Source organism: Serratia sp. ASV30, assembly GCF_016428815.1.
Classification (GTDB): Bacteria; Pseudomonadota; Gammaproteobacteria; order Enterobacterales; family Enterobacteriaceae; genus Chania; species Chania fonticola_C.
Map to the genome: position 1 here is coordinate 1 of NZ_JAELTL010000092.1, position 10,436 is coordinate 10,436.

Genomic DNA, 10,436 nt, shown 5'->3' on the forward strand with positions numbered 1-10,436 from the left:
CGCTAATTGCCCTCGGCGGCGGCGTGATTGGCGATCTGACCGGCTTTGCCGCAGCGTGCTATCAACGCGGTGTGCGTTTTATCCAGGTTCCTACCACGCTGCTCTCGCAGGTGGACTCCTCCGTTGGCGGCAAAACCGCCGTCAATCATCCGCTCGGTAAAAATATGATCGGCGCCTTCTACCAACCGGCTTCGGTGGTGGTAGATCTGGACTGCCTGCGTACTTTACCGGCGCGTGAACTCTCCTCTGGTCTGGCGGAAGTGATCAAGTACGGGATTATTCTCGATGGTGATTTTTTTGTCTGGCTGGAAAATAATATTGATGCGCTGGTTGCGCTGGATATGGACGCGTTAGCGTACTGCATCCGCCGCTGTTGCGAATTGAAGGCCGAAGTGGTGGCCGCCGATGAACGTGAGAACGGTCTGCGGGCGTTGCTCAATCTGGGCCATACCTACGGCCATGCCATCGAAGCCGAAATGGGCTACGGTGTCTGGTTGCACGGTGAGGCGGTGGCGGCAGGCATGGTGATGGCTGCTGAAACAGCACGCCGCCTGGGTCAGTTCTCGGCTGACGATATCGAACGGATCAAGGCGCTGCTGCTGCGTGCCGGGTTGCCGGTTTGCGGGCCGCAGGAAATGACGTCTGAGGCCTATCTGCCACACATGCTGCGTGATAAAAAAGTGTTGGCGGGGTCGTTGCGTTTGGTATTGCCGAAGGGCATTGGTGAAGCAGAAGTTCGTGGCGGTGTCGCCCATGAGCTGGTGCTGGCATCCATCGCCGACTGTTTACCAACACAGCGCGCGTAAGTCGGTTACACTCAATAGCGTTAACGTTTCGCCAGGTCGATATGCAGCCGTTTCTCTGCTGCTATCCGGGCTGTACCTTGCCCACCGGGCAATTCCATGGATGGCGTAATTTGACGCAGGTCGACAGCGCTTGAGCTTGCGGGCTATAACAGTAGCTTGGCTGCTGTTAGACTCTATAAAAATTGTGCGCAGGGCGAGACAGATGTCGCTTTGCCATCATCGGGTTAATAGTCTCGAACCACCTGGGTGGCGAGATTTTGCCTCTAGTTGGAGGGTTTCAGATGGATGAATTTAAACCAGAAGACGATCTCAGGCCTGATACCAGCGATCGCCGTCCTTCGCGTTCACGTCGGCCAGCCGCAACTGGGCCTCGTTTTGCCGTTTCACGCCAGCATATGATGATTGGGATAGGCATTTTGGTGCTGTTGTTGCTGATCATCGGTATCGGTTCGGCGCTGAAGGCACCGACTAAACACGAGGCAGCGCAACAGCAAGGGGCAACCCGTGACATCAATCTGTCGGGCTCATCGTCGCTGACCACCAGCAACAATGGCGTTGCGGGCGGCACTACGGATACCAACGATAACAACGGTGTCAGCACCTCTCAGCCTCAGACTGTTAGCGTCCCACCTATCTCCAGCACGCCGACCGAAGCACAAGCTGTAGCGCCACAGGGCGGTGCTGGTGAGCGTGTCGATCTGCCAGGCAACATGGCCGATGCCTTATCTTCACAACAAGGTCAGGTTGATGCTGCTGCCGCGCAAAGTATCAATGCCCCGGTTTCCACTTTACCAACCGCTCCGGCGACCGTGATGAACGGTGCTGCCGCGCGCCCGGCGGCGAATGGCAATGCAACTGCTGCGACGCAGCCGCATAAAACGCCTGCCACCAAACCAGCAGCAACCAAGCCGACAGCATCGGTCAAACCTTCTGCGACCACCACCACGGTTTACACCCCACCGGCCAAAGGCAAGAGTGGTGTGGTGAGCGGCAGCGGAAGCTCACTGAAAACCGCACCGGGTAGCCATTACACGCTGCAGTTGAGCAGTGCCTCACGCTCCGATACGTTGAATGCCTTTGCCAAGCAACAGAATTTGCCACACTTTATGGTGTACGAGACCAAGCGTGATGGTAAACCCTGGTATGTGTTAGTGAGCGGCAACTACGCTTCTTCGGCGGAGGCCAAGCGTGCCATCGCCACGCTGCCGGCGGAAGTTCAGGCGAAAAAACCATGGGTCCGTCCTGTACAGCAAGTACAGCAAGACCTGAAAAAATAATCATTAATTTTGTGCGCTGATGTGCTGTCTGAAGCAGAGTACATATCCGCCGCTCTGAATTGTAATAAGTAGCTAACTGACGGCATGAAGAAAAACCGCGCTTTTTTAAAATGGGCTGGTGGAAAATACCCGCTGATAGACGAGATCCGTCGTCATTTACCAGAGGGTAACTGCTTAATCGAGCCCTTCGTGGGCGCGGGTTCAGTCTTCCTGAACACAGAGTATGAGGCTTATATTCTCGCCGATATCAACAGCGACCTTATCAGCCTGTATAACATCGTTAAGCTGCGCACGAATGATTTCGTGCGCGATGCCCGCTTGCTTTTCACCGACGAATTCAATAACTCTGAGCAGTTCTACCTGCTGCGCGAAGAGTTCAACACCACCGCCGATGAGTATCGGCGCGCACTGCTGTTCCTGTATCTGAACCGCCACTGCTATAACGGCCTGTGCCGCTATAACCTGCGTGGTGAGTTCAATGTGCCGTTTGGGCGTTACAAGAAACCCTATTTCCCGGAAGAAGAGCTGTATTGGTTTGCTGAAAAATCACGCAATGCCACTTTTGTCTGCGAGCACTATCACGATACCATGGTGAAGGCGACCCAAGGTGCGGTGGTCTATTGCGATCCGCCATATGCTCCTCTGTCGGCAACGGCGAATTTTACCGCTTATCACACCAACAGCTTTAGCCTGGCCGATCAGCAAGGGCTGGCGCGCATTGCACATCAGCTGTCGGTTGAAAGCCAGGTGCCGGTGTTGATTTCCAACCATGACACCGAGCTGACGCGTGACTGGTATCAGCATGCTTCGCTGCATGTGGTGAAGGCTCGTCGCACCATCAGCCGCAATATTTTAGGCCGCAGTAAAGTGAACGAACTTCTGGCGCTGTATAAAAAAGCTGAATAACTCGACCCCTACGTTTGGAGAAGCGGATGAAAAAGTTTTTGATTGCCCCGTCCATTCTGTCTGCAGATTTTGCCCGCCTGGGTGAAGATACTGCCAAAGTGTTGGCCGCTGGCGCCGACGTGGTGCATTTTGACGTGATGGATAACCACTACGTGCCTAATCTGACGATCGGGCCAATGGTGTGCGAAGCCTTGCGCAATTACGGCATTACCGCACCGATTGACGTCCATCTGATGGTAAAACCGGTCGATCGCATCGTGCCGGACTTTGCCAAGGCTGGGGCAACCTACATCTCTTTCCATCCCGAAGCTTCCGAACACGTCGACCGTACCATCCAACTGATCAAAGAGAACGGCTGCAAGGCGGGTCTGGTGTTTAACCCAGCGACGCCGTTGAGCTATCTCGATTACGTGATGGACAAGATCGACGTGATCCTGCTGATGTCGGTCAACCCCGGTTTTGGCGGTCAATCCTTTATCCATGGCACGTTAGACAAGCTGCGTCAGGTTCGCAAACTGATCGACGAAAGCGGCCGCGATATTCGCCTGGAAGTGGACGGCGGCGTGAAGGTCGACAACATTGCAGAGATCGCAGCAGCGGGGGCGGACATGTTCGTGGCAGGCTCCGCCATCTTTGGCAAACCGGATTACCGTGCGGTGATCGATCAGATGCGCAGTGAGCTGGCAAAGGTGAGTCATGGCTGATTTTAGCGCCATCCGTGGTCTGGCCTTCGATCTCGACGGTACGCTGGTAGACAGTGCGCCGGGATTGGCGGCGGCCATTGATATGGCGTTGGCGGAAATGGGTCTGCCGCAGGCCGGTGAGGCCCGTGTTGGCACCTGGATTGGTAACGGTGCCGATGTGTTGGTCCAGCGTGCGCTGCGCTGGGCAGAGGTGGAAGCCACGCCGGAACTGTGCCTACAAATGCGTCAACGTTTCGACCATTTCTATGGGCAAACCGTAGAAAGCGGCAGCCGCCTGTTCCCACAGGTAATAGATACGCTGGCTCAGTTGGCCAAGCTTGGCTACCCGCTGGCGCTGGTCACCAACAAACCGACACCCTTTGTGGCCCCTTTGCTGACGTCGCTCGGCATTATCGACTTTTTCTCGCTGATCATCGGCGGTGACGACGTGGTGGAGAAAAAGCCACATCCTGCCCCGCTATATCTGGTGTTCGGCAAGCTTGGCCTGCGGGCCGGTGAAGTGCTGTTCGTCGGGGATTCGCGCAATGATATTCAGGCGGCGCAGGCGGCAGGTTGCCCGAGCGTCGGTCTGACTTACGGATATAACTACGGTGAAGCGATCGCCCTGAGCCACCCCGACCGCGTGTTGGAGCGCTTCGCCGATTTGTTGCCCGCACTTGGGCTGTCATCTTTAGAAGATCGGGAAATTTAACTATGAGTAAGCCCATCGTTTTCAGCGGCGCGCAGCCGTCCGGTGAACTGACTATCGGCAACTACATGGGGGCGCTGCGCCAGTGGGTGCAGCTGCAGGACGAGTTTGATTGCATCTACTGCATCGTCGATCTGCATGCCATCACCGTGCGTCAGGATGCACAACAGCTGCGTAAAGCCACCCTGGATACGCTGGCGCTTTACCTGGCCTGTGGTATCGATCCAGAGAAAAGTACCATCTTCGTGCAGTCTCATGTGCCGGAACATACGCAACTGAGCTGGGTGCTGAACTGCTACACCTATTTCGGTGAACTGAGCCGCATGACCCAGTTCAAAGACAAGTCGTCGCGCTATGCGGAAAACATCAACGCCGGTCTGTTCAGTTATCCGGTGCTGATGGCGGCAGACATTCTGCTGTACCAGACCAATCAGGTGCCGGTCGGTGAAGACCAGAAGCAGCATCTGGAACTGAGCCGTGACGTTGGCCAGCGCTTCAACGCGCTGTATGGCGACGTGTTCAAGGTGCCGGAGCCGTTTATTCCGAAATCTGGCGCGCGCGTGATGTCGCTGCAAGAGCCGACCAAGAAGATGTCCAAGTCGGACGATAACCGTAACAACGTGATTGGTCTGCTCGAAGATCCGAAGGCGGTGACCAAGAAGATCAAACGTGCGATGACCGATTCCCAGGATCCGCCAGTCATTCGCTACGACGTTGCCAATAAAGCGGGGGTGTCCAACCTGCTGGATATCCTGTCCGGTGTGACCGGCAAGAGCATTGCCCAGTTGGAAGCCGAGTTTGAGGGCCAGATGTATGGCCACCTGAAGGGCGCAGTAGCAGAGGCCGTGTCTGGTATGTTGGTCGAGCTGCAAGAGCGTTATCACCGTTTCCGCAACGATGAGGCTCTGTTACAGCAGGTGATGCGTGATGGCGCGGCGAAAGCCCGTGCTCGTGCGCAGGAAACCTTGGCGAAGGTGTATGAAGCCGTAGGTTTTGTACCGCATCCTTAATGGGGGCAGACACCGTCTCAACCCGTTCCCAGGTAGGGGCGCAGCATGCGGCGCCCCTAGGATCGAAACTACAAGCTTAGCAACATTGCTCCCAATCTAAAGCGGCCAAAGGGTCGCTTTTTTTATGCTATTTTGCTCAGGTCTGCCGGTGTTTCCCGGCTGGCAAACCAGTTCAGCTTGCTGCGCAGGCTGACGACGCTGCCAACGATAATCAGGCTTGGGCTCTCAGCTTGTTTTGCTAGCTCACCCAGTTGTGCCAGCTGGCCTTCGATCACTCGTTGGTGAGTTGAGGTGCCGTTTTCGACCAGCGCCACGGGCATCGAGGCAGCCATACCGTGAGCGATCAGCTGCTGCTGGATTTCTGCCGCCTGAGTTAACCCCATATAGAACACCAGCGTTTGCTGCTTGGCGGCAAGCTGTGCCCAGTCCAATCCGCCATCGGCTTTGGCATGCCCCGTCACCAAACGCACGCTTTGCGCGTGATCGCGGTGGGTGAGGGGAATGCCGCTGTAGGCCGAACACCCCGAAGCCGCAGTGATCCCTGGTACTACCGAGAAGGGAATATCCGCTTCGGCCAGCGTTTCCAGTTCTTCGCCACCACGGCCAAAGATGAAGGGATCGCCCCCTTTCAGCCTGACGACACGCAGGCCTCGCCTGGCCTGTTCCACCAGGATCTGATTGATGTGTTCCTGTGGTACGCAATGGTATCCGGCACGCTTGCCCACAAAGATACGCTCGGCATCGCGGCGCACCAGGGCCATAATTTCTTCAGAGACCAGGCGGTCGTAAACGACCACGTCAGCCTGTTGGATTTGTTGCAGACCTTTCAGCGTCAGCAGGCCAGCATCACCGGGACCTGCGCCTACCAGCACCACTTCGCCCTGTTCTTCAGGACGATCGGCGAACAGCTTTTCAACCTGCTGGTTGGCCTGCCTGGTATCGCCGTTGGCCAGGGATTGCGCCAGCCTGTCGTGTACGAACAACCTTTCCCAGAATCGGCGACGAGCGCCAATGCTGCCAAATTCCTGCTTCACCCGCTGGCGCAATGAACCCGCCAACTGAGCCAGTTGGCCCAGGTGCTGCGGCAGAATGGCTTCCAGTTTTTCCCGTAGCAGACGTGCCAGCACAGGGGCTTTGCCCCCGGAAGAAACGGCCACCATAATTGGCGAACGATCGATAATCGAAGGCATGATAAAGCTGGCGCGTTTGGGGTCGTCCACCACGTTGCAGAACACCTGCCGTTGGTTGGCACACTGATAGACTAGGGCGTTGACTTCCACCCGATCGGTTGCGGCAATCACTAACCATTTCTCTGCCAGCAAGTCGGCAGAAAACTCACCTTCTACCAGCGTCACCTGGCCCTGCTCGGCCCAGATCAGGAATTGCTCACTGAACTCAAGCGAGTTGACGGTTAACTGCGCACCGGCCTCCAGCAGCAGGCGAGCCTTACGTTCAGCGACTTCCCCGCCGCCGACCAGCAGGCAGGCTTTGTGTTGCAGTTGGCAGAAAATGGGTAAGTAATCCATCGGCAATCCTCGGGGAAGTGGTAAAGGGGGGCGATCGTTCACCCCCAAAAGCATTATGCGGTTTGGCGAGCAGCTGAAATCTCAGCCTGTGGACGCTGGGCACGTGGCGTGGCATACCAGTAACCGAGGCCCATAAACACGGCACCAGAGAACATGTTGCCCAGAGTCACCCACAGCAGGTTATGACCGATACCGCTAAGGGTATAGGCTTCGCTGTGGTGGCCGAACCAGGACAAGGCAAACAGCGTCATGTTAGCCACCGAGTGTTCGTAACCGGAAGCGATAAACGCCAGCAAACACCACCAGATGGCGATGAACTTGGCCGCGCCTTCAACACGCAACGCCATCCAGATCGCCAGGCAAACCAGCCAGTTACACAGTACGCCTTTGAAGAACAGCACTTCTGCAGGGGCGGTGGTTTTGGCCAGCGCTACGGTATGCACCAGGCTGGTATCAATCGGCAGCAGGCTACCACCGCCGTAGTAATACATCAGCGCGACCAGCACCGAACCGAGCAGATTTCCTAGCCAGGTTTGTGGCAGTACGGCCCACATCTGGCGGTGCTTGATGGTACCGGCCTTGACGCCCAGCATCAGAAACATGGTGTGGCCAGTGAACAGCTCTGAACCGGCGATGATCACCAGCGTCAGTGCAATACCGAAGGTGGCACCCATGACCAACGGACGGATGGACGGATCCACCAGGTTGCCGAGGGTAAAGATCAGGATAATACCAAGGCCGACATAGGCCCCGGCCATAGCGGAACTGATCCAAAAGCCAAGCGGACTCTCTTTGGCCAGTTTGACGATGCGTGCCGCGTTGGCAGCGCATTTGTTGATGGTGTCGGTGAACATAGATTTCCCTGGAAATAAATAATAAAAAGTGTGTTTGTAAGGGTAATGCCGGTCAGTTAGGCAAAAAGAGACGCTCTCACCCTAACTCTCTCCCACAGGAAGAGGGGACCGATCGAGCTAGTTGAACCTTGCCTTTGTGGTTCTTACTCCCTACTTTCCGTAGCTGCATGGGCTAACCGCTTGCCCTGTGCAGCACCCTTTCCCCTTGGGAGAGGGTTGCGGTGAGGGGCGAAGGATTACTTAGCCGCCACCTGAACCAGGCCGTCGACTACCCGGCTGGCGAAGCTGGCCACGGAGCGGCTCTCATCTTCCAGACAGAAACCGTCATGCAGGCGGAAATGCTGTTTTTTCAGCGGGCTGGCGACCCACAATTCACCCTGATGCTCGGCAATCAGGCCGCGAGAAAGCACGCTGGCCTGGGCAAACGGGTCGATATTGCTGATGGCAAACAGCCGCTCGTCGGCATAGGGGCGGAATATCGCCACCTGCTGGGTGCCGATCAGCGCACAGACGCCGGTCGCGGGCAGAATATCGGCGATGGGGCAAACGGTGATCCACTGGCTCATGCGTTGTTCTCCTCGGTTTCCAGCAAGGTGACGGGAATGCGTTCATCCGGGCGTGCTGGGCGATGTTGCTCGCGTTCAGCCACGACCTGAACGTTAGGATCGCGCTGGCTGTTGTTAATAAAGTGAGCGAAACGCACCTGCGATGCAGGATTTTCGACAGTTGCTTTCCATTCGCAGATCACCGCTTCACGCAGGCGGGCAATTTCGGTTTCCAGCTGTGCGTTGATGCCCAGCTTGTCGTCGATAATCACCTTGCGCAGATAATCGATGCCGCCTTCCAGGCTTTCCAGCCAGACCGAGGTACGCTGCAACTTATCGCCGGTGCGGATGTAGAACATCATGAAACGGTCGAGGTAACGCATCAGCGTTTCGTTGTCGAGATCGGCTGCCAGCAGGTCGGCATGGCGCGGTTTCATCCCGCCGTTGCCGCAGACATACAGGTTCCAGCCGTTCTCGGTGGCAATAATGCCAACGTCTTTCCCCTGCGCCTCGGCACACTCGCGGGTGCAGCCGGAAACGCCAAACTTCATCTTGTGCGGAGTACGGATGCCTTTGTAGCGGTGTTCAAGCTGTACGCCAAAGCCAACGCTGTCACCCACGCCATAGCGGCACCAGGTACTGCCGACGCAGGTCTTCGCCATCCGCAGCGCCTTGGCGTAGGCGTGGCCGGTTTCGAAGCCGGCGGCGATCAGCTTGCTCCAGATGGCGGGCAGATCGTCTTTCTGCGCACCGAACATGCCGATACGCATCGAGCCGGTCATCTTGGTGTACAGGTTGTATTCTTTGGCAATCTGGCCGACGGCGATCAGACCTTCCGGCGTGATTTCACCACCGGCAGAGCGTGGGATCACCGAGTAGGTGCCGTCTTTCTGGATGTTGCCCAGGAAGTTGTCGTTGGTGTCTTGCAGCGGCGTGTGCTGCGGCTTGAGCACATACTCGTTCCAGCAGGAGGCCAGCAGTGAACCGACGGTCGGTTTACAGACTTCGCAGCCGTAACCTTTGCCGTATTTTGCCAACAGTTCGTCGAAGGTCTTGATGCCTTCAACCCGGATCAGGTGATATAGCTCCTGGCGAGAATAGGCAAAGTGTTCGCACAGGTGATGGTTAACCTCAATACCCTGTTTGCTCAGTTCGGCATTCAGCACCTGGGTGATCAGTGGAATACAGCCGCCGCAGCCGGTACCGGCCTTGGTCTCGGACTTGATCGCCGCTACGGTATGGCAGCCCATATTCACCGCTTTGATGATATCGCCCTTGCTGACGTCAAAGCAGGAACAGATCTGTGCGGTCTCTGGCAGAGAATCTACGCCGATGGCAGGCTTGCTGCCGGCATGGGCTGGCAGGATCAGGCTGTCCGGATTTTCCGGCAGCTCGATGTTGTTGAGTGCCAGCTGCAGCAGGTTACCGTAGTCGCTGGTATCGCCGACCAGCACCGCACCAAGCAACGTTTTGTTGTCCGCGCTGACGACCAGGCGCTTATACACCTCTTTGCTTTCATCCAGATAGACGTAGCTGCGGGCGCCTTCGGTACGTGCGTGCGCATCACCAATACCCCCAACATCGACCCCCAGCAGCTTCAGCTTGGCGCTCATATCGGCACCCTGGAAGCTGTTTTCACGGCTCAGCAGATGGTCGGCGGCGACCTGAGCCATCTTGTAGCCCGGCGCTACCAAGCCGAAGGTGCGCTGCTGCCAGGAGGCGCATTCACCAATGGCGTAAACGTCCGGATCGGAGGTCTGGCAGTTATCGTTAATCGCAATGCCACCGCGTGGGGCGGTAGCCAGCCCGCACTGGTGAGCCAGTTTGTCCTGCGGACGGATGCCGGTGGAGAAGACGATAAAGTCGACCTCCAGCTCGCTGCCGTCGGCAAAGTGCATGGTTTTGCGTGCGCTTTTGCCGCCGTTGATGATTTCGGTGGTGTTCTTGCCGGTGTGGACTTTGACACCCATGCGCTCGATCTTGCGGCGCAGCTGGTCGCCGCCCATCGGATCGAGCTGTTCTGCCATCAACATCGGCGCGAACTCGATCACGTGGGTTTCCACGCCCAGACTTTTCAGTGCGCCAGCCGCTTCCAGGCCGAGCAGACCACCGCCCACCAC

10 protein-coding genes are annotated in these 10,436 nt (G+C 56.9%); 6 read left to right on the forward strand and 4 right to left on the reverse strand.

Annotated features, from left to right (window positions below):
- The 6 genes from aroB to trpS form a co-directional block, all read left to right on the forward strand.
- Nucleotides 1-806 (forward strand): 3-dehydroquinate synthase (aroB, locus tag JHD74_RS24430; protein WP_199063720.1); only part of this gene is annotated, 806 nt, incomplete at its 5' end.
- A 281-nt stretch (nt 807-1,087) separates the two neighbouring features.
- Complete coding sequence (locus tag JHD74_RS24435; protein ID WP_024527567.1) at nt 1,088-2,083, forward strand: SPOR domain-containing protein; 996 nt, start codon at nt 1,088-1,090, stop codon at nt 2,081-2,083.
- An 84-nt stretch (nt 2,084-2,167) separates the two neighbouring features.
- Nucleotides 2,168-2,989: an adenine-specific DNA-methyltransferase gene (gene dam / locus JHD74_RS24440; RefSeq protein ID WP_024527566.1), complete on the forward strand. Its 822-nt coding sequence runs from the start codon at nt 2,168-2,170 to the stop codon at nt 2,987-2,989.
- Nucleotides 2,990-3,015: 26 nt separating this feature from the next.
- On the forward strand, nt 3,016-3,693 hold the full coding sequence (gene rpe / locus JHD74_RS24445) for a ribulose-phosphate 3-epimerase (protein ID WP_024482734.1): 678 nt from the start codon (nt 3,016-3,018) through the stop codon (nt 3,691-3,693).
- The gene (locus JHD74_RS24450) at nt 3,686-4,384 is read left to right on the forward strand and encodes a phosphoglycolate phosphatase (RefSeq protein WP_024527565.1); all 699 of its coding nucleotides are present in this window, start codon (nt 3,686-3,688) and stop codon (nt 4,382-4,384) included. The genes rpe and JHD74_RS24450 overlap by 8 nt, the downstream gene beginning before the upstream one ends.
- A gap of 2 nt (nt 4,385-4,386) precedes the next feature.
- Nucleotides 4,387-5,391: a tryptophan--tRNA ligase gene (trpS, locus tag JHD74_RS24455; RefSeq protein WP_021181695.1), complete on the forward strand. Its 1,005-nt coding sequence runs from the start codon at nt 4,387-4,389 to the stop codon at nt 5,389-5,391.
- Between the two features lie 122 nt (nt 5,392-5,513).
- Here trpS and cysG read toward each other — a convergent pair whose 3' ends face one another.
- The 4 genes from cysG to nirB form a co-directional block, all read right to left on the reverse strand.
- On the reverse strand, nt 5,514-6,917 hold the full coding sequence (cysG, locus tag JHD74_RS24460; protein WP_199063721.1) for a siroheme synthase CysG: 1,404 nt from the start codon (nt 6,915-6,917) through the stop codon (nt 5,514-5,516).
- 53 nt (nt 6,918-6,970) lie between these two features.
- On the reverse strand, nt 6,971-7,771 hold the full coding sequence (nirC, locus tag JHD74_RS24465) for a nitrite transporter NirC (RefSeq protein ID WP_024527563.1): 801 nt from the start codon (nt 7,769-7,771) through the stop codon (nt 6,971-6,973).
- A gap of 236 nt (nt 7,772-8,007) precedes the next feature.
- Nucleotides 8,008-8,337 (reverse strand): nitrite reductase small subunit NirD, encoded by a 330-nt coding sequence (nirD, locus tag JHD74_RS24470; protein ID WP_024482730.1) that lies wholly within the window; start codon nt 8,335-8,337, stop codon nt 8,008-8,010.
- The coding region (nirB, locus tag JHD74_RS24475) for a nitrite reductase large subunit NirB (RefSeq protein WP_199063722.1) at nt 8,334-10,436 on the reverse strand (2,103 nt) is incomplete at its 5' end. The genes nirB and nirD, both read right to left, overlap by 4 nt.